The sequence below is a fragment of the Bacillus sp. UMB0728 genome, from assembly GCF_002858875.1.
Lineage (GTDB): Bacteria > Bacillota > Bacilli > Bacillales > Cytobacillaceae > Bacillus_AB > Bacillus_AB infantis.
In genome coordinates, this window is the sequence record NZ_PKLA01000001.1 from 496,600 (window position 1) to 520,805 (window position 24,206).

The 24,206-nt window shown below is 44.5% G+C and carries 26 protein-coding genes; 12 read left to right on the forward strand and 14 right to left on the reverse strand.

Annotated elements, in window-relative coordinates; translation table 11 throughout:
- Positions 1 to 44: 44 nt before the first annotated feature.
- Positions 45 to 1,862: an oligoendopeptidase F gene (gene pepF / locus CYJ37_RS02420; protein ID WP_101547758.1), complete on the forward strand. Its 1,818-nt coding sequence runs from the start codon at positions 45 to 47 to the stop codon at positions 1,860 to 1,862.
- A 37-nt stretch (positions 1,863 to 1,899) separates the two neighbouring features.
- Here the strand turns inward: pepF and CYJ37_RS02425 are convergent, their stop codons facing one another.
- A complete protein-coding gene (locus tag CYJ37_RS02425) occupies positions 1,900 to 3,150 on the reverse strand; it encodes an erythromycin esterase family protein (protein WP_101547759.1) in 1,251 nt (416 codons plus the stop codon).
- A gap of 145 nt (positions 3,151 to 3,295) precedes the next feature.
- On the opposite strand from CYJ37_RS02425, the gene CYJ37_RS02430 reads away from it, so the two are divergent.
- Both CYJ37_RS02430 and CYJ37_RS02435 read left to right on the forward strand, forming a co-directional pair.
- The gene (locus CYJ37_RS02430) at positions 3,296 to 3,487 is read left to right on the forward strand and encodes a hypothetical protein (protein ID WP_374703139.1); all 192 of its coding nucleotides are present in this window, start codon (positions 3,296 to 3,298) and stop codon (positions 3,485 to 3,487) included.
- Positions 3,488 to 3,501: 14 nt separating this feature from the next.
- The gene (locus CYJ37_RS02435; protein ID WP_009793826.1) at positions 3,502 to 3,738 is read left to right on the forward strand and encodes a transcriptional regulator SplA domain-containing protein; all 237 of its coding nucleotides are present in this window, start codon (positions 3,502 to 3,504) and stop codon (positions 3,736 to 3,738) included.
- Between the two features lie 231 nt (positions 3,739 to 3,969).
- On the opposite strand, the gene CYJ37_RS27970 is transcribed toward CYJ37_RS02435, so the two are convergent.
- A complete protein-coding gene (locus tag CYJ37_RS27970; protein ID WP_224950341.1) occupies positions 3,970 to 4,299 on the reverse strand; it encodes a cold-inducible protein YdjO-related protein in 330 nt (109 codons plus the stop codon).
- Between CYJ37_RS27970 and CYJ37_RS27575 the strand changes: the two genes are divergently transcribed.
- Complete coding sequence (locus CYJ37_RS27575; protein ID WP_022543857.1) at positions 4,237 to 4,371, forward strand: hypothetical protein; 135 nt, start codon at positions 4,237 to 4,239, stop codon at positions 4,369 to 4,371. The genes CYJ37_RS27970 and CYJ37_RS27575 overlap by 63 nt on opposite strands.
- A gap of 26 nt (positions 4,372 to 4,397) precedes the next feature.
- Here the strand turns inward: CYJ37_RS27575 and CYJ37_RS02445 are convergent, their stop codons facing one another.
- The gene (locus CYJ37_RS02445) at positions 4,398 to 5,126 is read right to left on the reverse strand and encodes a DUF2071 domain-containing protein (RefSeq protein WP_022543858.1); all 729 of its coding nucleotides are present in this window, start codon (positions 5,124 to 5,126) and stop codon (positions 4,398 to 4,400) included.
- A gap of 84 nt (positions 5,127 to 5,210) precedes the next feature.
- Positions 5,211 to 6,044: a manganese catalase family protein gene (locus tag CYJ37_RS02450; RefSeq protein ID WP_101547761.1), complete on the reverse strand. Its 834-nt coding sequence runs from the start codon at positions 6,042 to 6,044 to the stop codon at positions 5,211 to 5,213.
- Between the two features lie 295 nt (positions 6,045 to 6,339).
- Between CYJ37_RS02450 and CYJ37_RS02455 the strand changes: the two genes are divergently transcribed.
- Together CYJ37_RS02455 and CYJ37_RS02460 are read left to right on the forward strand one after the other, a co-directional pair.
- A complete protein-coding gene (locus CYJ37_RS02455) occupies positions 6,340 to 7,566 on the forward strand; it encodes an MFS transporter (RefSeq protein ID WP_101547762.1) in 1,227 nt (408 codons plus the stop codon).
- Positions 7,567 to 7,813: 247 nt separating this feature from the next.
- Positions 7,814 to 8,854, forward strand: coding sequence for a class I SAM-dependent methyltransferase (locus CYJ37_RS02460; protein WP_224950343.1), 1,041 nt, complete (start codon positions 7,814 to 7,816; stop codon positions 8,852 to 8,854).
- Positions 8,855 to 8,893: 39 nt separating this feature from the next.
- Here the strand turns inward: CYJ37_RS02460 and CYJ37_RS26995 are convergent, their stop codons facing one another.
- From CYJ37_RS26995 to CYJ37_RS02475, 4 genes are all read right to left on the reverse strand, one after another.
- Entirely contained in the window at positions 8,894 to 9,052 is a 159-nt protein-coding gene (locus CYJ37_RS26995; RefSeq protein ID WP_009793820.1) for a hypothetical protein, read from the reverse strand.
- A gap of 153 nt (positions 9,053 to 9,205) precedes the next feature.
- Positions 9,206 to 9,313 carry a YjcZ family sporulation protein gene (locus tag CYJ37_RS02465; protein WP_009793819.1) on the reverse strand — a complete coding sequence of 36 codons (108 nt, stop codon included), beginning with the start codon at positions 9,311 to 9,313 and terminating at the stop codon, positions 9,206 to 9,208.
- Between the two features lie 94 nt (positions 9,314 to 9,407).
- Entirely contained in the window at positions 9,408 to 9,686 is a 279-nt protein-coding gene (locus tag CYJ37_RS02470) for a hypothetical protein (RefSeq protein ID WP_094769013.1), read from the reverse strand.
- A gap of 152 nt (positions 9,687 to 9,838) precedes the next feature.
- Positions 9,839 to 10,492, reverse strand: coding sequence for a hypothetical protein (locus tag CYJ37_RS02475; protein WP_094769012.1), 654 nt, complete (start codon positions 10,490 to 10,492; stop codon positions 9,839 to 9,841).
- Between the two features lie 276 nt (positions 10,493 to 10,768).
- On the opposite strand from CYJ37_RS02475, the gene CYJ37_RS02480 reads away from it, so the two are divergent.
- Complete coding sequence (locus tag CYJ37_RS02480; RefSeq protein WP_009793816.1) at positions 10,769 to 11,986, forward strand: NupC/NupG family nucleoside CNT transporter; 1,218 nt, start codon at positions 10,769 to 10,771, stop codon at positions 11,984 to 11,986.
- A 50-nt stretch (positions 11,987 to 12,036) separates the two neighbouring features.
- Here the strand turns inward: CYJ37_RS02480 and CYJ37_RS02485 are convergent, their stop codons facing one another.
- Positions 12,037 to 13,965, reverse strand: a complete 1,929-nt coding sequence (locus tag CYJ37_RS02485; RefSeq protein ID WP_094769011.1) for an endonuclease MutS2 — start codon at positions 13,963 to 13,965, stop codon at positions 12,037 to 12,039.
- 534 nt (positions 13,966 to 14,499) lie between these two features.
- Here CYJ37_RS02485 and CYJ37_RS02490 point away from each other — a divergent pair.
- Together CYJ37_RS02490 and CYJ37_RS02495 are read left to right on the forward strand one after the other, a co-directional pair.
- Complete coding sequence (locus tag CYJ37_RS02490) at positions 14,500 to 15,984, forward strand: aldehyde dehydrogenase family protein (RefSeq protein WP_009793813.1); 1,485 nt, start codon at positions 14,500 to 14,502, stop codon at positions 15,982 to 15,984.
- Between the two features lie 200 nt (positions 15,985 to 16,184).
- Complete coding sequence (locus CYJ37_RS02495) at positions 16,185 to 16,784, forward strand: SCO family protein (protein WP_009793812.1); 600 nt, start codon at positions 16,185 to 16,187, stop codon at positions 16,782 to 16,784.
- Positions 16,785 to 16,952: 168 nt separating this feature from the next.
- Here CYJ37_RS02495 and CYJ37_RS27580 read toward each other — a convergent pair whose 3' ends face one another.
- The gene (locus CYJ37_RS27580) at positions 16,953 to 17,087 is read right to left on the reverse strand and encodes a hypothetical protein (RefSeq protein ID WP_009793811.1); all 135 of its coding nucleotides are present in this window, start codon (positions 17,085 to 17,087) and stop codon (positions 16,953 to 16,955) included.
- Between the two features lie 309 nt (positions 17,088 to 17,396).
- Between CYJ37_RS27580 and CYJ37_RS02500 the strand changes: the two genes are divergently transcribed.
- Positions 17,397 to 19,016 (forward strand): ABC-F family ATP-binding cassette domain-containing protein, encoded by a 1,620-nt coding sequence (locus tag CYJ37_RS02500; protein WP_094769009.1) that lies wholly within the window; start codon positions 17,397 to 17,399, stop codon positions 19,014 to 19,016.
- Positions 19,017 to 19,101: 85 nt separating this feature from the next.
- On the opposite strand, the gene CYJ37_RS02505 is transcribed toward CYJ37_RS02500, so the two are convergent.
- Positions 19,102 to 19,239 carry a YuzL family protein gene (locus CYJ37_RS02505; RefSeq protein ID WP_101547764.1) on the reverse strand — a complete coding sequence of 46 codons (138 nt, stop codon included), beginning with the start codon at positions 19,237 to 19,239 and terminating at the stop codon, positions 19,102 to 19,104.
- Positions 19,240 to 19,344: 105 nt separating this feature from the next.
- Here CYJ37_RS02505 and CYJ37_RS02510 point away from each other — a divergent pair, with 105 nt between their 5' ends.
- Positions 19,345 to 19,590 carry a YkuS family protein gene (locus CYJ37_RS02510; protein ID WP_009793808.1) on the forward strand — a complete coding sequence of 82 codons (246 nt, stop codon included), beginning with the start codon at positions 19,345 to 19,347 and terminating at the stop codon, positions 19,588 to 19,590.
- A 67-nt stretch (positions 19,591 to 19,657) separates the two neighbouring features.
- Here CYJ37_RS02510 and CYJ37_RS02515 read toward each other — a convergent pair whose 3' ends face one another.
- The 3 genes from CYJ37_RS02515 to CYJ37_RS02525 form a co-directional block, all read right to left on the reverse strand.
- Complete coding sequence (locus tag CYJ37_RS02515) at positions 19,658 to 20,821, reverse strand: D-alanyl-D-alanine carboxypeptidase family protein (protein WP_009793807.1); 1,164 nt, start codon at positions 20,819 to 20,821, stop codon at positions 19,658 to 19,660.
- Between the two features lie 252 nt (positions 20,822 to 21,073).
- A complete protein-coding gene (locus tag CYJ37_RS02520) occupies positions 21,074 to 22,060 on the reverse strand; it encodes a hypothetical protein (protein ID WP_224950314.1) in 987 nt (328 codons plus the stop codon).
- A gap of 76 nt (positions 22,061 to 22,136) precedes the next feature.
- A complete protein-coding gene (locus tag CYJ37_RS02525; protein WP_101547765.1) occupies positions 22,137 to 23,354 on the reverse strand; it encodes a DHH family phosphoesterase in 1,218 nt (405 codons plus the stop codon).
- A 167-nt stretch (positions 23,355 to 23,521) separates the two neighbouring features.
- Between CYJ37_RS02525 and CYJ37_RS02530 the strand changes: the two genes are divergently transcribed.
- On the forward strand, positions 23,522 to 23,977 hold the full coding sequence (locus CYJ37_RS02530; protein WP_094769005.1) for a cupredoxin domain-containing protein: 456 nt from the start codon (positions 23,522 to 23,524) through the stop codon (positions 23,975 to 23,977).
- Positions 23,978 to 24,206 lie beyond the last annotated feature (229 nt).

Sequence of the window (24,206 nt, forward strand, 5' to 3'; positions counted from 1 at the left end):
TTTCGAAACATCTTCCCGTTTTATATAAAGGAGGCTTTTTATAAATGACTGAAAAAACACTTGTCAAAAGACTAGCACGCTCAGAGGTCCCTGAGGCTATTACATGGAATTTAAATGATTTGTTCTCTTCGGAAGAAAACTGGAAGAGTGAGCTTGAAAGCCTGGAGGCTGACCTGTCCCGGTTTGATTCATATAAAGGCAGGCTTGCCAGCGGCTCTGCTGTCCTGAAGGAATGCCTGCTGGCACAGGAAGCTTACTCCATCAGGATGGTCCAGGCCGGAACCTATGCTTCCCTGCGCCAATCTGAAGATGGATCAGATCCTGACAATCAGTCCAACGCATCGCTGGCAGCGTCACTCCGGGCAAAAGTGAACTCCGTCCTTTCTTTCATTGAGTCCGAGATCCTGGCTTTTGAAGATGGGCTGCTTGAGAGATACATAAAAGAACAGCCAGAGCTGGAAGCCTTCAGAAAAAATCTTGAAGAGCTTCTTGAAACAAAAAAACATAAGCTCAGCCCAGAGACTGAAGAAGTCCTTGCCTCACTTGGCGAGGTACATGCCTCTCCATATCAGGTTTATCAAAACAGCAAGCTGGCAGATATGCAGTTCGCTTCATTTAAGGACAAGGAGGGCAATGTACTGCCAAACTCTTTTGCCCTGTTTGAAGATCGTTATGAATTTTCGCCTGATACACATACAAGAAGAGCTGCTTATGAATCTTTCACTGATACACTGAAGCAGTATAAAAACACGTTTGCTGCCGCTTATTCAGCAGAAGTGAAACGGCAGGTCGTTCTGTCCCGGGCGAGAAAGTATGAATCTGCAACAGAAATGCTGCTGGAGCCTCAGCAGGTTACAGAGGAAATGTACCACAATCAGCTTGATATCATCGGAGAAGAATTGGCCCCTATTATGCGCAAGTATGCTGAACTGAAGAAGACGGTACTCGGACTTGATAGGATGACATTTGCTGACCTTAAGGCGCCGCTTGACCCGGAATTCAACCCGGCCACCACCTATGAGTCTGCCAGTGAAGTCATCCTGGAAGCTCTTCAGGTGATGGGGCCAGAATATACAGAAATCATGAAAAAAGGCCTTGAAGACAGATGGGTGGACCTTGCAGATAATATCGGCAAATCTACAGGTGCGTTCTGTTCAAGCCCGTACGGCTCGCACCCGTATATTCTGATCACATGGACAGATACAATGCGCGGTGCATTCGTGCTTGCCCATGAATTGGGCCATGCCGGCCATTTCTACCTGGCAAATAAAAATCAGCGTATTATGAATACCCGTCCTTCCACTTATTTTGTAGAAGCGCCATCGACGATCAATGAGCTTCTGCTGGGGCAGCATCTACTGGAAGGCACCGAAGATCCGCGGATGAAGCGCTGGGTCATCCTTCAGCTACTTGGAACCTATTATCATAACTTTGTTACACATCTCCTGGAAGGCAGATACCAGAGAAGAGTCTACGCTTTGGCGGAGCAAGGGGTTCCCCTGACGGCTGCTTTATTATCCAGGGAGAAGAAACAGGTGCTTGAAGACTTCTGGGGCAGTTCAGTTGAAATCGATGAAGGGGCAAGCCTGACATGGATGAGGCAGCCTCATTACTACATGGGTCTGTACCCGTATACTTACTCTGCGGGATTGACTGTATCAACTGCTGTTGCACAAAGGATCAAGGAAGAAGGACAGCCTGCCGTTGAACAGTGGATCGATGTACTGAAAGCCGGAGGAACGAAAAAGCCGCTGGAGCTTATCAAGGACGCGGGCGTTGATATGAGCAAGCCGGATTCGATCAGGAAAGCTGTTTCTTTTGTCGGTTCTCTTGTTGATGAACTGGCGGACAGCTATCAATAATGTAACAAAGGGTGAGCCTGATTCAGGCTCACCCTCTTTAGTCAAGAGATCTTAAAGCAGAAGTGCGGTCAATGAAAAGAAAACCATCGTACCGGTCGGAAATCTGTGAAGGAACGTAATTTCCATTGAGTTCAAATTCCGGATTATATACGACTCCCACCGCTCTGTGTCCAATCGTTTCTTGAAAAAGGCTGCGATTTTCGCTGCTGAAGAGAATCAGCTTATTATGTGCACCAGCCCGGTGCAGCAAATCCTCCCAGCTACCTTCTGCTGCAGGAGGCAGAAGCATCACTTCCCTTCTCTCTCCCCAGCTGCGTCCGGCAATCACAGTCCCGTCGTATGTTCCCAGACCGAGCGCAAATACTTTGCCGGCATACCTCTCCCTGAGAATCTGGCCGACATTCGTCATCCCATGCATTTCCATATCAGTTGCTCTTGCATCACCGATATGCGTATTATGCTCCCAGATGACGATCTTTGTAGCTTCACCATAGTATTTAATGATTTCCTCAATTGCGCTGACCATATGTCTGTCCCTAATGTTCCAGTCCTCAGCGCCTCCTTTTACCATTGACCGGTAATAACTTTCTGCATGAAGGGCAACAAGGCTGTTGACTGAAAGGTTAAGCGCCGTTTCATTTTGGGGAGGGTATTTTGCCAAGTCTCTCCGGATATTTAACAGCAGCTCCATTACTTCTTCCTCGCACGATTCTCCATAAAAGCCCGATGACACCGCATAGTCCTCAGGATTCCTGTAATAAGGCTCAAAGCACGAAAAAGCTTTTTTGGCAGCTTCTGCATCATTGGAGCTGTCTTTTTCAAGATGCTGGATGATTTCCTCCATGGACTCCCATAAACTGTAGACATCCAAACCGTAAAAGCCAATCATATCTTTTTTTGCCTGCTCATTATAATCCCTGAGCCATACGATAAAGTCCTGGATCTCACGATTGGCCCACATCCACTCCGGCCATCTGTTAAATGCTGCTTTCAGTACATCCTGTGGCAGGCGCTGATTATACGATTTGATATAGCTGTTAACCTCAAAACATGATGGCCAGTCCCCTTCAACACAGACGGCCTTGAAGCCATATTGTCCGATAAGCTTCTTCGTCAGCTCTGCCCTCCAGGTATAAAATTCAGATGTTCCATGGGACGCTTCACCAAGTAGGACGAACTGGGAGCTGCCGGCAGCTTCTGCTGCTGCATCCAAGTCATTAAAATTATCAATCCTAATGCTGTGGTTCTGGATATCTGAGATTATTCTTTCTGCATTATTTTTAAACATTCCCTGCCTCCTTTTTTTCTATCTGTTATGCGTATTCCCGCTGCTCAGATCCTAAAGCCTCTGCTTTAATTTGGTCGTAATGCATAGTGGAGATACATCAGGAAAAACTTTTAAATAGATGGTTCGAAAAAAGGAGGGGATATACTTGCAGGAGAAAGAAACAGAAGACCCTAAGAATTTTGCACCTTCTGAGCCTGAAATGACAATAGACACTGATGCTCGCGGGATAAACGAAAGAAATACGCCCGGAGACTCTGTCAATGAGCATGAATCACTGGAAACAGCCAATAGCATCATAGCTGCAGGCGAATTTGGACAGCAAAACGAGAACTTATAAAGGAGAATGCCAATATGGATATGATCAATCCTAAAGAAGTAAAAGCCGGGGATGAAGTATTTGTTATATATAACAACCCCCATACCCCTACGGTCTCAAATATCCGGGCAGCAGAAATCGTCCAGCATCCCAAAGATCCCAACGCGTATGCCCTGTTCCTAAACGAAACCTTTCACGTAATTGAGGACGACGACGCCCTGTTCACCTCACAAGCCGCCGCAGAAAAAGCATTTGAAGAACATTATGAATAGAAAAGCGGAAGCGGCTTGCCCAGAGCCGACAAGCATAAGACGCGCAAGGATAAAAGGCGTTCTTTGCCTTTAATCCTTGCGTGGCTTATGACTCGAGGCTCTAGCCGGCGGAGCTGGACAATAGAAAAGCGGAAATGCCTTGTTCCAGGAACACGGCATAAATACTCTGCGTTATGCCAACAAAAAGAAGCCTGACAAAGGTTCAGGCTTCTTCCCATTAATCGTGCAGCATCAAATCTTTGGAAGCTCTCTTATTTCAGCAGTCATACCTGTTCCGCAAAGGGGGCATAATAAGTCATCGGATGCGAAATCTTTCCTCATCCACCCATTGCAGGATTCACCGGCGCAGGAGTATACTTCAGTATCCATTAAGATATCTTCTGGCTTTTCTTCTTGTGCTCTCTTGTTGAAAAAAATAGGAACCGCCTCCTTTTTTTCTAGTATGTGCAGGTTCTGCCTTTTTAACCTGTTAAATAAAAAGAACTGGAGGGAATATGCTTGGAGTCTAATAAAAGGTATACTGCTGCAGGAACTGATATTGAAGAAGTAAAGAAAAAAAATGCAGCTTCGGGACTGTCGTACAACGAAGTCAAAAGGCAGCTGGCAGAAATGCATCAGAACAGGAAAAAATAACAGCCGCATTTGACGGCTGTTATTTTTTAATCCAGCATCCATGGCCATATGAAGGCGGTCTGGCTCTTGGAATAATGGAAGATAGGTGTTTCTGCGGCTGCACCTTCAAGCTCCGGCGGTAAAAAGGAATTCTCTGCTGCCCTGCCCTCCGCCTGCATCAATCTCCACTTTTTATGATGGATATCCGTCCTTAAATATCGCCCCCCTATTCTATTGAATAAACAATATCTCTCAGTCAGCCACTCATCAAGTGACCCTTTTTCAGCTGTGTATGTTTGTCCGCAGGTGCTTAAGCTGCATTTGTATTTACGATGGCTGCTTTTCCTGGCAGCTTTTATGGTTAAGCTTTCATTATTTCTTTCTTTTTTCAAATCAGCCCAAAAATATGGGAGGAAATAAGCAAGTCTCGGACCAACTGTATTGAGCAGGGAATTCGTATCAAGGCTGAAAAAATAGACTCCCTGTTTTCCATTTCTCTTCACATAGGTCCGGACGTTCATTTCATGGACTTTTTCTTTTAGCGAAAATCTCGGGGTGATTATCAAGCCTGCTTCCTTCAGAGAAAAAAAAACTACACTGATCCATGCCTGGCCTCCGTAAATATCTATTTCCATACCATCAGGCACAGAGCTTCTGATGGAAGAAGCCTCCACTGGCCAATGTACAAACACCACATCAGTCCAAGTCTGCGTCATTAGCCAGGGTAACTTTGGAAGAGGGTAGGGTCTATGGCTGATTACATTGAATACGCTCATTTTGATCCTCCTGCTGCTTTTTCATATTTTTCCCGGCTGCAGGAAAAAACCCGGAGCTGGATACCCCGGGCCATGACTCTTTCTTTATTGATTTTTTAAGTCTTCCGGCAGCGTATTATGAAGGCTTTTAGGAGCCGGGTTCAGAAATGGCTTCTCGGCATTCGGTTTAGGATCAGCAACATATTCATATTCTCCCTGGCCATCAAGTGCAGGTCCGCTTGCCCACCGTCCTGCGCCGCTTTCCTGGCCTTCAGAAAGATTATATAGTTTATAAGCAATATCCTTTTTCTCAAGTTCGCGAGGGAATGTGCTTGGTGTAATGATGCCTTCTTTTTCCTCAAGTTCAGCGATTGCTGCCATCCATTGATTCTGATGGTAAGAATCGCGGGCAATGAGGGTAGAAAGCAAATCTTTAACTCCAGCATCATCAGACATTTCATACAGGCGTACGGCCTGCAGGCGCCCCTGGGATTCTGCATTCAGGTTAGCCCTGAAGTCAGCCAGAAGGTTGCCGCTTGCAATGGTATAGCTGCCCATCCAAGGGTTGCCGACACTGTCGCTCGGGCGGGCACCAAGTCCGCTTACAATCGCGTGCTGCGGATTCATCCCGCCGAGGACTGCACCAATGACAGGATCTTTTGCTGCATCTTCCTGGTCCTTGACAGGTGCGTTATCTAGCAGGCGGGCAACCATGGTAGCAAGCATTTCAACATGTCCGATTTCTTCTGTACCTATATCCAAAAGCAGGTCCCGGTACTTTTCGTTGCCGCGTGTAGACCATCCCTGAAACATATATTGCATGGCAACGGTCATTTCTCCATACTGCCCGCCGATCAGCTCTTGCAGCTTCTTGGCAAACAAGGGATCCGGACGTTCTGGCCTTGCTTCGAATTGCAGTTCTTTTACATGATAAAACATAAAATTCCTCCTCGACAGGTGTATTTTAGTCTGGCTGGATAAGCCTTCCTAGAATAAGTACCCCTGGTGGAAAAACGTAAACTATAGAGGAAACATGGAAAGATTTTACCGGTAAAGTTAAATTATTCCAGTGGCAATAATGATTTTGTCATGTGACATAAGTCCTTCGATAGGTCTATGTTCTTAATCGAGAAGGTCCCGCCTTTTACCCTTTTTATGCCAAATGTATTGTTTTTTGAGAAGCGAAAGCATACAATCCATTTCGGCAACGAAAAAGGAAAAAGGAGATTAAGAATTGAAATATACACAAAATGAAAAGCTGAGCATCTATAATGGCCTGGCTTCTACTATTTCTACGAATGCGGTCAACGGCTACATCCCCCTACTGGCCATCAGTGTTCTCGAGGCAACAAATCAGCAGATGGGACTGATAAGTTCCCTTCCTTCTATCATCGGCCTTCTGGCCATCATTCCTGGAGCAGTTTGGATCAATCGTTCACGGAGCAAAAAAAGGGTGGCTGTTGCTTCTACATTTGCGACAAGATTTCTTTTTATGCTGATTTTATTTGTACCTTTCCTGCCAAAGGAATATGCGCCATGGTTTCTTGTTGGGCTTATTGGTCTGCTCAATTTCCCGGGAGCTGTTTCCGGACTGTCCTGGCAGTCCATGATCGGAGATCTGGTCCCTGAAAAAAGACGCGGTGAATTCTTTAGCACACGCAACCGCCTTAATACAATTGCTGCCATGTTTATAACTTTCGGGACAGGATTTTTCCTGCAGCAGTATGACCAAGGTTCACCTTTTCCGTATCAATTTCTCTTTGTGCTCGGCTTCCTCTTTGCGCTGCTGGAAGTTTATTACCTTTTTAAGCATAAAGAAAGCCCGGTGATAAAAGAAAAGCCGGAAGAGGGCATCAAGACAAAGAAACTATCATTAGCTGTTTTCAGGCACAAGCCATTCCTTACATTTGTTGTCTGCGGACTTTTATTTAATTTTGGTGCTCAGATGGCATGGTCCATTTTCAGCATATATCAAATAAAGGAAGCAGGAGCTACTGCCCTGTGGCTTTCCCTGTTTTCTGTAACCAACCAGCTGGCCCAGATTGTCAGCATTAAATGGTGGGCTAAAGCGGCGGACAGGAAAGGCAACAGCTTTAGCCTATTCATCGCAGCAGCTGGCATGGCAACGGCCCCGCTCCTTACAGTCGCTTCATCCAATCTTGTTTACCTGACGCTAATCAATCTATGGATCGGCCTTTTTGTTTCGGGGACTAATCTGCTACTGTTCAATCAGCTTCTTAATGCTTCGCCGGAAAAAAACCGGACCAGCTATATAGCCAACTATAACTTTTTGTTATCCCTTGTCGGTTTTATCGCCCCGCAATTCGGAGTGTTCCTGCTTGATCATTTCGGTATGTTATCGGCTATGAGCATAACTTCAGCTGTTCGTTTTGCAGCAGCGCTTTCCTTCCTGTTTGCGGCTCTAACATTAGAAAGAAAAAAGATGGCTGCGGCGATTTAAGAGCAGGATATCCTGCTCTTTTTATCTTTAGACGGTTTTTGTGTCATTGCTGCTAATGATTAGATCATTTTTGTGAAATCAAGTTCTACAGACCTGTAAACACACTATTAGTCACGAGGATTATCCAGCTAAATGGTCCCATCACAATATGAATCAGTAAAGCCATAGGAAAGTCGTTTTATTTCCGCCTTTTAAAGGGATTGACATTTCCTGTGTTGAATAAATATTGATAACGCTTACAAACGGGGTGGTATTGTTGCTTGAAACCGAAATAAAAGCAGATGAGATTCAGGAGGAAACCTCTCTCCTTCCCTCTTACAGGAAGGATATGCGCGAGTATACGGAAAAGCAGGCCGGCAGATTCATTAAGATGAACACTGTAAGGGATTGGTCCTTGCTCTCGTGGAAAGACATCGGGAAGCCGTACGAAGTGACATCATTTGCAAAAGAAAAGCATGACTGGGAAAGGGAGCATGAAAAGGAACTTCCCGTCCATACATCCTGGGAAATGTTCAACCGTTCCTTTCATCAGTGGTTTGTTAAGGATGTCCCAGCCGAAATGGACAGGTCTAAGAAGGAATTCTTGAAAAATGCAGCTATGATGAAGCCCCGTGCAGCGAAATCAGCTTTGGGCGAGCTGGTAAGGCTGTCACTATGGAATTATGTTCACAGGATTCAGGATGGGATTTGGGATCCGCGCGGAAAAAGAGGCCTATTTGCCAACTTGGACCTTGAAAAGCCCCGTATCCTGTTTTTAGGTGCTGCAGAAGGATATGAAGCAATGCAGCTGTCTGCCATGTATCCAGGCGGAGAAGCAGTACTGGTGGATTATGATCCGTTTTGCAGGGATGCACGCTTTGATGAATTTCCAGAATCATATCCCTTCCTTGGCCAAAATAAACAAACAGGGGGCAGAAAAGCTTTTTACAAAAATGATTTCCAAATTGACTATGTAGTGGAGGATATCAGGAATCTGCCTTATGGGAAGGAATTTGATATTGTCTTGAGCGTGGGGCTGCTGGAGCATTTCCCTGACAAATTAAAGCCCGAGGTGGTCGATTGGCACAGAAGTTTTGTGAAACCATCAGGGTATATCATTATGACGACTCCAAGAGCACAGCTCAGGTCCAAGCTTTATTATGAAATAATGGCCGATGTTATGAACCACACGTACCGGGAGCTTATGACAGTCGAACAGATGGGGCTTTATATGTATGAAAACGGACTGGAAATTCTTCAGCACGGATTTATAAAAGTGCACAATGGCATTGTAGCAAGAGCAAGATAAAGTGACAGAATCAAGCTGCATAGCGCAGCTTGATTCAAGTCAATTCTTATAGTCTGCCCTTTTGCCCACTTCAGGTTCTCCGCCGGTTTGATTGCCTGTTGTAGCGGTATAGCCGACTTGGTAGGATGAATTGCGCTGTTTCTTTAACGCATCCGGCATTTTGTATTGTGACATGTCATCCTGTGCTTCTTTTGGCATGATGAATCCCTCCTTGAGGCTGTCATTATATTGTTTTCTTTTTCAGGATTTTAATTCAGGGAGATCATCCATGCGAGCAAGAATGGTTTAGGGGGAAAACGCAAAAAGGAATCTGCCTGAAAACAGATTCCTTTTGCTCAAATGCAGAAAGGATTAGAAGCCTCCCCCAACATAAGCAGCGCCAACAATAATCAAAAGGATGAAAAGCACGACGATAAGGGCAAACCCGCCGCCGTAGCCGTATCCAGCTCCACCGCTCATTCATTGCACCCCCTTTATGCACGACCTAGGGTATTGTATGAGAAGGATGACTGTTTTGAATGGGCTAATAGTATCTTTGTGCTTAATTGAGCTCCTACCATAGAAATGGGACAAAAGCTAAAGCAGCAATTGCTCCGAACGCAATGCCGATGCCAAAGCCTCCCCAGCCCCAGCCCCAGCCGTAAGGATACGCAAATCCATCAAACTCTCCATAGCCGTGGCCGCCGTAATTCCTGCCGCCTGCAGGTCTGATAAAAACCTTTGAAGGTGTAACACGTTCAATAACTCCCACATGCTCTCTTCCATGCACAGTCCGGATCCGCACCATTCGGCCCATGCCGCCTCTGCACTGATTGTAATAGCTTCTTGACATTTCAATCACCTCCGATATGTTGTCCGCTAACATCATATGCAGGAGGGCCTGTCAGCTAATGGACAAACGTCCGGGGACAAGTGCGGATATTCCTAAAGCTGGACCAGTATATGTTGCGAAAAAAAGTGCGGAGCAATTTCTGCCCCGCATTTTTATACGGCATTCCTATCCAAATATTTTTTTGTCAAAAGCAGGCTGGCAATTAAGATTAGCTCAAACAGATTCGTAACTGCAGCACTGCCTGGATCAAATGGTACAGCACTTCCTGCAGCCATAATAGCAATTCCGGCAAACATCCAGAACCAGCCTGTTTTTTTCCAGACAATAACTCCGGATATCAAGAGAAAGACCGATACACCGATCACCATTATTGGAGGACCGTGAGCATGCAATGGTGCATATTTCAGCACCCCGTATTCAGTTACTGCCTCAAGCTGAAGATTCCTGATGGCAAAGAATTCTATAGACATTAAGACAATGGTTATGATCCAGGCAATCCCCAGGCTTTTCTTTTGATCAAGCACCCTTGCACCCGATTCTTTTGCAGCATACCAGGCAAAGAGAACGAGGAGAGGTGTTGCGGCGGCATGTAAAATAAATCGCATTCTATTGAGAGACAGAAGCATGTCAGATTCTCCGGCTATCCGTCCTGCTGCAAGGATGCTATTATCATAGATCAGGCCGGCAATCACAACTAGCAGCACATCTCCGTATGTGGACCTTCCCTTTTTAAATAAAAGAAAAATTCCCCAAACCAGCAGCAGAGTGTAAATGATAGCATAAATACCGAAAAAATAAGGATCCATCCAATCCCCCCTTTGTTTTTTCTTCTGTTTCCCTGAACCTGCTCAGACTAACCATATTTAATTTTCCGCAAAAGCGAATATGGAAAATAGAATCCATGTATTAATTTTCTAAACAATTTTATTAAACAAAATACTGGACTGTAAACGGATTCATGTTAAAATGAAACAGGTAAATTAGTTGGATGTCTGACGTCTGTTCTCATACAACATTTGGAAGACGTTTATGAAGATTTTTATAAGCTAGAGATTACTATTAGTTGTTAAGGGGTGGAACTGATGAATTTACTTTGGGGACTATTTGGGATTGCAGTCGTTCTTGGAATCGCACTTCTCTTCTCTTCAAACAGAAAAGCGATCAATCTAAGGACGATAGCTGGCGGACTTGCCATACAGCTTATCTTTGCTTTTGCTGTTTTAAAATGGAATGCGGGGAAAAAAGCACTAGAGATGCTCACTGAAACGGTGAACAATATCGTAGGCTATGCGAACGAAGGAATCAACTTCCTGTTTGGCGGCCTGTTTGCCGATGGAACGAATATCGGGATGGTATTTGCCTTTCAGGTTCTGCCGACTGTCATATTCTTCTCATCTTTAATCTCTGTTCTTTATTACATTGGTGTCATGCAGTGGGTTATCAAGATTATCGGCGGAGGACTTTCAAAACTGCTGGGGACAAGCAAGGCAGAATCCATTTCTGCAGCAGCAAATATTTTTGTGGGCCAGACAGAAGCTCCTCTCATCGTCCGTCCATTCATCAGTAAGATGACCCGGTCGGAATTATTCGCTGTCATGACGGGCGGACTTGCTTCAGTTGCAGGTTCAGTCCTTATCGGTTACTCCCTGCTGGGGGTGCCGCTGGAATATCTCCTTGCTGCCAGCTTCATGGCTGCTCCTGCAGGCCTGGTATTAGCAAAGATCATGATTCCGGAAACAGAACAATCACAGACAGATAAAGAGATTACTATTGAGAAAGATACAGAATCTGTCAATGTAGTAGATGCAGCCGCAAAAGGCGCCAGTGTCGGCCTTCAGCTTGCATTGAATATCGGTGCCATGCTTTTGGCGTTCATAGCGCTTGTTGCTATGATTAACGGATTGATCGGCTTTGCCGGCGGGCTATTCGGTGCAGACAATCTGTCTCTTGAAATGATTCTCGGCTATGTATTCTCGCCAATTGCATTTGCGGTAGGTGTTCCGTGGTCAGAAGCGGTTCAGGCTGGGGGATATATCGGTCAAAAGCTTGTTCTGAATGAATTTGTGGCCTATTCTTCCTTTGCCCCTGAAATCGGGAATCTGTCTGAAAAAACTTCAGCCATCATCAGCTTCGCTCTATGCGGATTTGCCAATATTTCATCCATGGCCATCCTTCTTGGCGGTCTTGGAAACCTGGCTCCCGACCGGAGAGGCGATATCGCTAAACTCGGATTCAAAGCAGTCGTAGCAGGTGCGCTGGCTTCATTGTTGAGCGCAGCAATTGCAGGAATGCTTTTGTAAGTATGCAAAAAGGAAAGAAGCACTTCGCTTCTTTCCTTTCTTTTTATATGTTAATCATCAGCATCTGCACTTAAACCTTTTACATGCTTCTTACCCATCTGCTTCAGAACTTTCCGATTCTCTTTTGTATCAAATATGATGGAAAAATCATATTCTTCCGGATATAGCTCCTCTGCCTTAATATACAGCTTGAGTCTTTTAGAGTTGATCTCCTTTTTCTCTCCTTTAATTTGCACAATATATTGATCCCGGCTGTCTGGTCCTTTATAGATAATCCCCAGTTCACCTGTACTTGTATAGAGTACATTGTCACCTGTTTTAAAGGCGGCAGGCTTTTCTATTTTTGCTGTCTTCTCTCTTTTCTTTTCGTGCTTCTGAACAAATATTTGCCTCTCCATCTTTTTCTTTGCTGTATCATCTGAAAGTTCCTGTGGATAGCTCTTCTCTATCCCGTATGAATAGTAATGAGCCCTTTCAATCAGCTTCGGATGGATTCCAAGCTTTAAAGCGATGGCAAATGCCTGGCTTTCTCCTGACTCTCCTATTTTCAGCCTGTATGTTGGCTTTAAGGTGGCAAGATCAAATTCCATGCTTCCATTTATAAAGCCTTCATGATGCTCTGCAAAAGATTTGATCTCTTTATAGTGCGTTGTTGCCAGGATAGCAGCTCCTTTCCTGTGCAGCTGCTCCAGAATAGCTGCTGCCAGCCCCATTCCCTCCCCCGGGTCAGTGCCTGAGCCAAGTTCATCCAGAAGCACCAGGGAGTCAGCAGTGGATTCTTCTAAGATTTCGCCTATATTTTTTATCCGGGAGCTGAAGGTGCTTAAGTTTTCTTCAATGCTTTGGCCGTCCCCTATATCAACCAGGATCTTCTGGAATATGCCCATTGAGCTTCCCTGGGAAACCGGGAGAAGCAGACCGCATTGAGCCATCAGGGCGAGCAGGCCGACCGTTTTGATGGCAACTGTTTTGCCTCCTGTATTCGGTCCCGTTATCACAAGGGCTGTAGTTCCGCTCTGTCCAAGCTCTATTGTTAGAGGGACTGCTGAGCTCCCCAGCGAAGGATGTCTGGCATCAAGGAGGCGGAAAGACTGATCATCCTGAAAACAAACTGGGATGCCCTCAATCGCCAGCCCGTATTTTCCCTTTGCAAAAACGATATCATAATGGATCATTGTCTCGGCCGCCAGCTTGATTTCTTCATGCTTATCCTCCGCCAGCCCTGTCAAGTACAAGAGAATGTTCAGGATTTCCGACTCTTCATCTGAATGCAGCCAATTCAGCTGGTCCTGGTGTGCTCCGATTTCTTCAGGTTCAATAAAAAGGGTTGAACCTGAAGCACTTCTGTCCAGCACTGACCCTTTGATCTTATACCTGTATTCCTTCTTTACCGGCACCACATACCGGCCATTCCTCTGGCTGACTACCCCCTCCTGCAAAACCTCTTTATATTTAGCTGATTTCAGGATCTGGTTCAATTTTTCCTTAAGCCTTTCTTCCTGGATAGCAATCTGTTTGCGGATCTTCAGGAGGTCCTTGCTGGCATGGTCATCTATCCCCCCATTCCGGATGCAGCGCATTAGTTCTTCTGCAAGGAAAGGCAGCTCGTCAACAGAGAGTATATAGGAAGATATTCTTGGAGCAAGGTTAGACTTGTCTTTCATATACTTCTTAAGCTTCTTGCAGGATTGCAGAAATTCATATAGCCTGCTAAGCTGTTCTACCCGCAGCACAATTCCTTTGTGGAATGATGACAGCAGGGCTTCAACCCCTTTCATACTGCCGATGGGAACACTGCTTCCGGTTTTAAGAATTGCAGCTGCCTCAGCAGTTTCGTCTGCCAGTGCTTCGATCTGGCCTTTTAGAAAGGATGGCTCCATGCTGAGTATCTTTTTTCTTCCTCCTTCCGTCAAAGCGAATTGAGCCGCATTTTCTTTTACCACATGGAAATCTAAAGACTCATAAGTGTGTGAATTCAATTTTTTTCCTCCTTTTTATCAATACAAAAAGCCGCAATGAACTATATCATTGCGGCTCCCAAAAATAGGATTCAGCATATATCAGTATTCAAAAAAGCTGTGCTCAAAGAACACAGCTTTCCACTGATAGAAAATGCTGCAGGCTATGACCGAGTTCTTAACTCTATTCCATGGGCACACTTAAATAAAAGTTCCCTTCCTTAATCTTTTAAGAAAGAGCCCCGGAATGACCGTATTTGATTAACGGTTTAGTTAAGAACGGCACCTAACATACAACATACCCCTTTTGCTGAACAAATTATTTAATACAATATAATCATATACAAGGGAGGCCACAGAAGTAAATAGAATTTTTCTTTTTATCAGAAATTTGGAGGGATAGACAAAAAGCGCATAAGAATATTGTCGAAAACTATCTGAAAATTTGTTCTCTTTTTATTTGAATAATAGAATCTGTAAATGCTAACATAGTTTATGGAAGCGCTATCAAAATAGGCTTTTGGCTACATAAATTAATTTCAGGGAGGAATTGCAATGACCCAATTAACAATTAATTTGAAGGAAAAAGTAGAAAAGTTCCTGGCCGGAAAGAAAAAGCTTTTCATTAATGGAGAATTCGTGGAAAGCGCCTCTCAGAAAACATTTGAAAGCTATAACCCTGCTACCGGTGAAGTTCTGGCGACCCTGTATGAAGCAGGTCCTGAAGACATTGATAGAGCCGTGCTCGCTGCAAGGAAGGCATTTGATGAAGGAAAATGGTCCAAGATGGGCAGCGCTAAAAGAAGCAGATTAATGTATAAACTCGCAGATTTAATGGAAGAACACAAAGAAGAGCTGGCACAGCTTGAAACCCTGGACAACGGTAAGCCAATCAGGGAAACCTCTGCAGCTGATATCCCGCTTGCTGTTGAGCATATGCGCTACTATGCGGGCTGGACGACAAAAATCGTCGGACAGACAATTCCGGTAAACGGCCCATTCTTTAACTATACACGCCACGAGGCTGTTGGAGTGGTCGGCCAGATCATCCCTTGGAACTTCCCTCTCCTCATGGCAATGTGGAAGCTTGGGGCGGCACTCGCCACAGGATGTACGGTTGTTCTCAAGCCGGCAGAGCAGACACCTCTCTCCGCTCTGTATCTGGCAGAATTAATCCAGGAAGCGGGCTTCCCTGAAGGAGTCGTGAATATCGTCCCCGGCTTTGGTGAAACAGCAGGCCAGCCGCTTGTGGATCATCCTCTGGTCGATAAGATCGCGTTCACCGGTTCTACAGAGGTCGGAAAAATGATCATGCAAAGGGCTTCCAAGACACTGAAACGTGTCACGCTGGAACTTGGCGGGAAGTCGCCGAATATCATCCTTCCTGATGCCGACATGACAAAGGCCATCCCAGGCGCATTGAACGGAGTCATGTTCAACCAGGGCCAGGTATGCTGTGCAGGATCGCGTGTGTTCATCCAGAAAAAGCAGTTTGATAATGTAGTGTCCGATATGGTAGATCATGCCAAGAAGATCAAGCAGGGTGCCGGCCTGCATGCTGATACGCAGATAGGCCCTCTCGTTTCAACAGAACAGCAGAACAGGGTCCTTGGATATATTGAAAAAGGCGTCAGCGAAGGAGCGGAACTGCTTGTCGGCGGAAATAAGCCATATGAAGAAGGTTATTTTGTCTCCCCTACTATCTTTGCCGATGTACGTGATGAGATGACGATTGCCAAAGAAGAAATCTTTGGTCCTGTCATCTCGGCGATGCCGTATGAAGATCTTGATGAACTGATTGCCAGGGCAAATAACAGCGAATACGGCCTGGCGGCGGGCGTCTGGACGAAGGACGTCTCCAAAGCCCATTATATCGCCAGTCAGCTCAGGGCAGGAACTGTTTGGGTCAACTGCTATAATGCCTTTGACGCAGCCTCCCCATTCGGCGGCTATAAACAGTCTGGCATGGGCCGGGAAATGGGATCCTACGCTTTGAATAATTATACAGAAGTGAAGAGCGTCTGGATCGGAATGAACTGATCCAATCATTAAAAGAGGGGCCCGCGGGCTCCTTTTTTTCTTTTATAACTCTACTTGAGAAATTATCGAATCACCCAGATAGTGCTGTCCATATGCCACGGAGCCGGATGAATATTTTTTTGCTCCTGCTTTTAAAATTTCACATAATATCCATGTCATTTTTTCCTTCTCTTCCCTATTCTTAAGTGGGAGGGAACGAAATGAAGAAACTTTATTGGATCAGCTCTATCCTTATTATTGCCGGGATTTCTGCAGGGATTGCTTTTTTTGTCATCAGGGATCATTCAGCAGAAATTCCTGAAGATCTATCATTGATTAATGAAAATGGTGAAACCTATGATTTCAGCGAGCGTGGACAGACCTTAACATTAGTTGAATTTATCTATACCCATTGTCCTGATATCTGTCCCACAACAACACAAAAAATGAATATGCTCAGAAGCGATCTGGAGAAAGATCATGTTTTTGGCAATAAAGTAAAATTCATGACAGTAACCATTGACCCTTATCGCGACACACCTGAAGTGCTGAGTAAGTATATGGACACTTTTGAAATTAATAAAGACGGGAACTGGGTGTTCCTGACTGGAGATCGAGACAGCATGAAAGAAGACCAGCAGGAAATACAGGAGCTCGCCAATGCCTTCCAGTTTCAGTACCGTGATCCCGGGGATGGCTTCTATGTGCACAGCACCTATGTTTATCTCCTGGATAAAGACAATAAATATATTAAAAAGTTCCCAATGGGTGAAAGTTTTGATAGAAAAGAAGTGTATAAGAAGATTTTGAAGGAGCTGTAAATCCAGGGTTCCCACGGCCTGGATTTTTTCTTAAGCACGAAAAAGGCTGACTGCCGGAGAGGCAGGTCAGCCTTTTGTATGTATATTCATTCGTATGTTTCTTATGTTCTTCAGGCTGCACAACAGGAGACAGCTGTATATGTGCCTGTCTCCTGTACCTCTCTAGTCTCAGTTCGTGGAGGAAGATATCTTTCCGGCCTGGTTAATGTGCAGCAGGTAGTCAGATTTTGGCTTAGTGAAGCTTATCTTTATGCCGGATTTTTTCAAACGGTTAACTAAATCGACGAGCTGCTTTTTAGCCATGTCAAAAAACTCCTTTGTTTTGCCTGTATGTTTTCATTTTACATGAAAAATATGAAAAAACTATGACATTCGGCAAATTAAATGTGAATAATTTTTGATAATTTTATTTATAAAAAATTGGCACGCATTCTGAGTCAGCTGATTTACTCTATCTATTTCCCATTTCTTCTCAGCTGAAACTTTTTCTCTTGCCTTTCTTCTTATTCTGCCTTTTTCTTTTCATAGGCACCTGTTGGAAAGATTCGCTCTTGGACGCTGAAAGTGTTATAATTCTTACGATATTGTTTTTTTTGGAGGAATCAAACCTATATGATAACTGTCAGCAACGTAGGTCTTCGTTATGGCGACAGGAAGCTGTTCGAAGATGTTAATATTAAATTCAATCCCGGTAACTGCTATGGCCTTATCGGCGCCAATGGTGCCGGGAAGTCGACATTCCTGAAAATCCTCTCTGGAGAAATCGAGTCCCAGACGGGTAATGTATCACTTGGCCCAGGAGAACGTCTTGCAGTATTAAAGCAGAACCACTATGAGTATGAGGAGCATGAGGTACTTACGACGGTCATCATGGGCCATGCCCGCCTATACCAGGTTATGCAGGAAAAAGACGCCATCTATATGAAAGCTGATTTCTCTGATGAAGATGGAATGAAGGCAGCTGAGCTGGAAGGTGAATTTGCTGAACTGAACGGCTGGGAAGCTGAATCTGAAGCGGCCATCCTGCTTAAAGGCCTTGGAATTGGCGAAGAGCTCCATAATAAAAAGATGGAAGATCTTACAGGATCAGATAAAGTAAAAGTCCTGCTTGCACAGGCTCTATTTGGCAAGCCTGATGTCCTTCTGCTAGATGAGCCTACAAACCACTTGGATATCAAAGCAATCCGCTGGCTTGAGGAGTTCCTGATCAACTTCGAAAACACAGTCATTGTCGTTTCCCATGACAGGCACTTCCTTAATAAAGTTTGTACGCATATTGCCGATCTTGATTTCGGAAAAATCCAGGTTTATGTCGGGAACTATGATTTCTGGTATGAATCAAGCCAGCTGGCTTCCAGGATGGCATCTGATGCAAATAAGAAAAAAGAAGAAAAAATCAAAGAGCTGCAAAGCTTTATTGCCCGTTTTAGTGCAAATGCATCAAAATCCAAGCAGGCAACTTCCCGGAAAAAGCTGCTCGATAAGATCTCCCTTGATGATATCAAGCCTTCTTCCCGCCGTTATCCTTATGTTGGATTCACGCCGGAGCGCGAGATCGGAAATGATCTTTTAAGGGTAGACAGTATCAGCAAGACGATCGACGGTGTCAAGGTGCTCGACAATGTCAGCTTCATTATGAATAAAGACGATAAAATTGCACTTGTCGGTACAGATGAAATTGCAAAAACGGCATTGTTCAAAATCCTTACCGGAGAAATGGAACCGGACAGCGGTTCATTTAAATGGGGCATCACGACTTCACAGGCGTATTTCCCTAAAGACAACTCGCAGTATTTTGAAAACAGCGAACTTAACCTTGTTGACTGGCTGCGCCAATTCTCCCCTCAGGATGAGAGTGAAAGCTTCCTGCGCGGATTCCTTGGCAGAATGCTGTTCTCAGGCGAAGAAGTGCTGAAAAAAGCCAGCGTGCTTTCTGGTGGAGAAAAAGTCCGCTGCATGCTTTCAAAGATGATGCTGAGCGGTGCGAATGTGCTTCTTCTTGATGAGCCGACAAACCATTTGGATCTTGAATCTATCACAGCATTGAATAACGGATTGACCAGCTACAAAGGTTCCATGATCTTCGCTTCTCATGACCATCAGTTCATCCAGACCATTGCAAACCGGATCATTGAAATCACTCCGAACGGCACTGTTGATAAGCAAATGACTTATGATGAATACTTGGAAAACACAGACCTGCAAAAACAGGTAGCTGAAATGTATAAATAAAAGTGAACCAGGAAAGCACTGCTTTCCTGGTTTTTCTTATTCCTGATCAAGTTCCGGTTTAGTATCAGGCTAAGATTTTCAGGGGTCAGACATCTTGTTTTTTTGTCTTTTTTCTTGCTGAATCAGTTTTGAACCTGCCTGTTTCATTATTGGTCGTGCCCTGTCCCTCAACTTCAGGCGAGCTTAAGCCGGTTTTGGAAGGATCTTTTTTATGTTTGGCCATCTTAAACACCTCCGTTTATTACTTTTAACTCCCAAGTCCCATCTCATTCATGGGAATAAGACCACGCTCTTTCAGGCATCATAACATTCAGAGGAGGTGTAAGTTATGGCGAAACGTATTGCGGTAGAACAATCTCTTACCAATATCCAGGAGGCACTCCGTGCGAAAGGTTATGATGTAATTGACATGAAAACTCAGGAGGATGCCCAGAATTGCTCCTGCTGTGTAGTGACAGGACTGGACTCCAATGTTATGGGGATGCAGGATACTTTCACACAATCTTCAGTCATCGAGGCAAACGGGTTATCGGCAGATGAAGTTTGCCAGCAGGTTGAATCAAGGCTTCAATAAATGGCGCAGAAGACTAAAGGTTACTCTTTAGTCTTTTCTTTTATAAAAAGGCATTGAATCAGCTGATTCAATGCCTTTGTTTGATTCTGCGGTATAGTTTCCGTGACATAATGTAAAGAGAAGCCAGTAAAAGCACAAATACCATGTAAAAGACCCCTGACTTAACCGGTGTCTCCTCAATTTCCTGTGCCTGGACCGCTTCAGAAGGACCTGCAGCTTTTACGGCCTCCGGCTCGAGGGGGAAGATTTGAATCAGTTTTCCGCTTCCATCAACGATTTTCAAAAGGCCTTCTTCTGTGACGATTTTTTCAAAATGATTCAGCGGTAATGTGACAAAGCGGTCTTTTCCGCTAAAATAAATCTGGTCCCCTTTTTGAAAGGAAGTTTCTTTGCTGATCACAGAAGACTTGAAACGGCTGAAGCCGTAGTCAAATAAGGTTTTTGTATCATTATAGATATCCCTCTTGAAATCTGCTTTCATGACGATGGCAGTCAGCTGGATTTTTCCGTTTTCTGCGGAAGTGGCCAGCGTCTGCTTGCTTTCGTTCACAAACCCTGTCTTTCCGCCGGTTATCCCGGTATATGGCACTTCCCCTTTTAGCATCCGATGGTGGGTAAATATCGTTGTATCCCAGCTTTCTCCATCCCATGCGAGCTCTTTTGTCCCGTAAATCGTTCTGAAGGTATTGTTTTTCAAGGCATAGCTGGTAATAAGAGCCATGTCTTCAGCTGTCGTATAATGCCTTTCATCAAACAAGCCGTGCGGATTTGTAAAATGGGTATTATGGACATGCACTTCTTTTTCCAGGAATGTGTTCAAATTTCTCTCATACTCTTCTATATTTCCGTCAATATGCTCGGCAATAGCTGCAGCAGCATCATTCCCTGAGTTTATCAGCATCCCCTCGATCAGATGCCTGAGCGTTGTCTTCTCGCCTTCTTCTAAATAAACCTTAGTCCCTTCTGTTTCAACAGCACTCCTGCTGACAGTCACCATGTCATCCAGATTTCCTTTTTTTATAGCATAAATAGCGGTGGCAATCTTTGTCAGGCTGGCTGGATACATCCGGTCAGATCCATTTTTGCTGTATAAAATAGCATTTGATTGCGAATCAATTAAAACCGCAGCCTCACTCACTATGGCAGGTTCTTTTTCTTCTTTTGCGACAGCGCTCTGTCCGGCGTGTACAGTAAGCATGAAAACCATTAAAGCGGATAAAAATTTCTTCATCTGTCAATCTCCATTTGCTGATTTTGATAGTGCTAAATTCCCTAATTTTGATTGTACCAAAATATTTTGCGGCAAATGGGCTTGTTTATGAATTGTTACAAAAATGAAAAATAACAGGTTTGGTGAATGTTGAGGCTGGGTATATAGCCGGCCAAATTGAAAAGCCATCTATTAAGATGGCTTCAAACAGTGTGCTTTTTTAAAAGCTGCATATTTAGTTTAAAAACACTTTTTATCCAGGGCTGCAAAGGTCTAGCTTCCCCCGCAGCCGCCTCCTCCTCCGCAGCTTGAGCAGCTGGATCCGCCCGAACAGTTCGCCCCCCCTGAACAGCTGCCGGAATCTGAATCATGATCAGTGCTGCAGGCAAAACCGGAACAAGAGGTCGCACCCGCATACCCGCTCTTCATCATTTCTACAGGAAGCACCTCTTCAATATGTGATGAATAATCATCATGCTCATATATCGAGAAAAATACGGCTGCCGGAAGAAGCATGCTCATATCATGTGAAGAAGAAATTCGCGTGAATGGCTTTTTTTCATTTTTGCTGAAAGTCATTTCTGCTTCCCTGATATCATTTTTGAGCTGCCGGATCAGATAAAGCTGAATTTCTCTTGCAGCTTCTCCATCCCTGAAATACTTTGCTAGAAGCTCTCCTTCAGATTTGGTTCTGAAATCATGCAAAATGCCCTGCTCAATCGGTGTTCTCAAAAATTCTCCCCAAATCAAGCGGCTGTTTCTTGCCGGAGAAAAGACCTGAAGGTAGACCCAGTCGAAAAAGGCTCTTTCCCCTGGGATGGGAACTATCTCCATATTGGGTGTGTGGTGCAAAAAGCTGTTGTAGAACTTTTTCGAGAAATCTTCATAATCTCTTGTGAACATAAGCATCTCATGCCAGACTGCATCCACTTTCCCGCTGAACATCGGCACCGATTTTAAGATGCTGCTTAGCACAAAGAATCTTTTAAGCTCAAAGAATACCCAGTCAAAATGCTTTTCCGACCAGGAAGGATGCTCTTTCAGCATTCTATTTTTTATATTGGACTGAAATCCGTCAGACATTGCTTTTTCTAAATGCTGTGCAAGCGGTTTGGCCGCATCTTTTTCGATGCCAAGCCCTTCAGGCAATTCATCCGCATACAGCCTCGGACGCCTTTTTCCTTTATTGCCGCTGATGATAGAAACCGCCATACCAAAGATGAATACGAAAACGATGATAAATACAATGAAACCTGCCATTCTCCCCCTCCTTATGACTGATACTACCATTATATTCTGTCATGCATGTTTTTTACAGGAAAAAACCGCCATATTATCAATGGCGGTTTCCCTTGCTGGAATTCAGTTTTGCTTCAAGGAAGAAATCTTTTAAATAATCGATGAAATTTTCGTCTCTGGCCAGCCAGGCGGAATGGTTCCTTTTGAGGTCATGTTCCGCAGCCGTAAAGCTGTCATATTCTTCCCCTGCTGTTCGGCCATTCACATCAATTTTCCATGAGTCGTTGTCCTTGAAGATGAGGAAATGATCTCCCTTTCTGTTCTCATATAGAGAGCCTGAGCCGGATTCTTTGTGATTATGTTCATTTTTATAGGCGTCACCCTTAATGGGGTCTTCTGAAAAAACGTCTTTCACAAAAAGGGAAAATGCCTCTTCAGTCATGCTGCTGCCTGATGCTTTGGCATGCCCGCCGCCTCCGAACCTTCCTGCTATTTCTGAAACATCGATATGATCATGGATGGTCCTGTAGCTTATCCTTTTTCCGCCTATGCTGAGCAGGGCAATATAGTCCAGGTGAGGGAATTCCTTTCCAAGCTCATTGCCAAGCTCGGAGTGGTAAGACTCTGCGTGGACAATTCCCGCACAATGCTCCCCTATAAAAGCCTGGACGATTTCCCGCTTTTTTCTTCTCATATAACGTTCAATCTTGTCTTCTTCCATTTCGAGAAGTTTTTTCTCAAATTCATCAAACTCGAATGACGCGCTATCTTTCAGCCGGTCGAGCATCTTCTCTTCAAATTCTTCAATGGAAAGAAGGAAAAAGAGATCATTCAGCTGTTTTGCCTTCATGTTCCCGTTCTGGTCCCATTCCCATGTATCATATTGCCTGACGAGCTCTACAAATTCTATAAGCGCTTCTGTTGGGGTTATGTGGTCTTTCTTGATCAGATAATCGAAAAACAGGGACGTTGCAGAAGCAAGCCGTCCGTCATCATATTCCACGGTTACACTCGCCCAGCTGCTGCTGTTCAGATGCAGAGCGGATTTATGGTGATCGATCAGCTGCACGGAGCCTCCCTCCTTCTGCAGCTGGCTTAGCCGCTGTTCATTTTCTTCATTAACAGATAAATCTGTGATCAGCAGTATATCCTGTTTCTTTTCTTTGTTTTTCAGCCGGTCCAAATGACGGCTTATCTGTATATCCAATCCGGAGACCGAATTATAGCGGACCTCTGCCTTGTCACCATATGCAAGCTTTGCTAATATTCCGCAGCCTATCCCATCAAGATCATTATGTGTAAATAATCGGTACATACTACACCTCGCCAAAAATGTTGTCCTGAATAGTGTGGTGAAACTTTCCTGTTTTATGCCTTTTACCCAGCTGGAACAAAAATTAAAAATATTTTGTGGAATAAGACAAGTTCCCCCGCCCCCCTGGCATATCTTTAATATAGATCAATTCAAAGGGGGATCTGTATATGCCATTTTTAGTTTTAAAAAGAAGTACCGTTATTTTCGCACTGGTTCTGCTGGCAGCTGTCGTGTCGGCAACAGGCTGGTTTTTGCTGGGCAAGGACAGCATAAGTGTATTCAGCCAGGATAAAGCAGCGGCGGCTCCAAGAGAAATACACATGGTCACAGGCGAATTCAAGGCGACGCTGCCTGATGGAAAGGAACTTGAAGCATACCGCTGGGATCCTGGAACGATTTTCATCAAGGAAGGCGAAGAAGTCGTTTTAAAGATTTCCGGCATCAACGGCATGGAACATCCTTTCATCATTGAAGGAACTGATATAAAAGGGATCGTGAAAAAAGGCGGTGAAACATCAGTGCCGGTCAAGATTGATAAAGAAGGCATTTACCGCCTGGTCTGCCTTACCCATCCTGATAGAGACAGCAACGGGCCGATGATCGGGTATATTGTTGTGGATTGAAAGGACCACCGCACCTTTTGATGGCGGGTGGACAGATTCGGGAATAGAATACGCCGGCATTGTGTTTTTTCTGCTTGAAAGGAAGAATAAAGAAGTGCCTATTAGATTAAACAAAACGGCGTTTTTTGAGGAGACTAGTGTGGAATAAAGAATCTAAGACCGGAGGGCTTCATGGATTCTTTCTGAGACCTTCTGGCAAGCATTTTACGTTACAGAGTGCTTCATATCA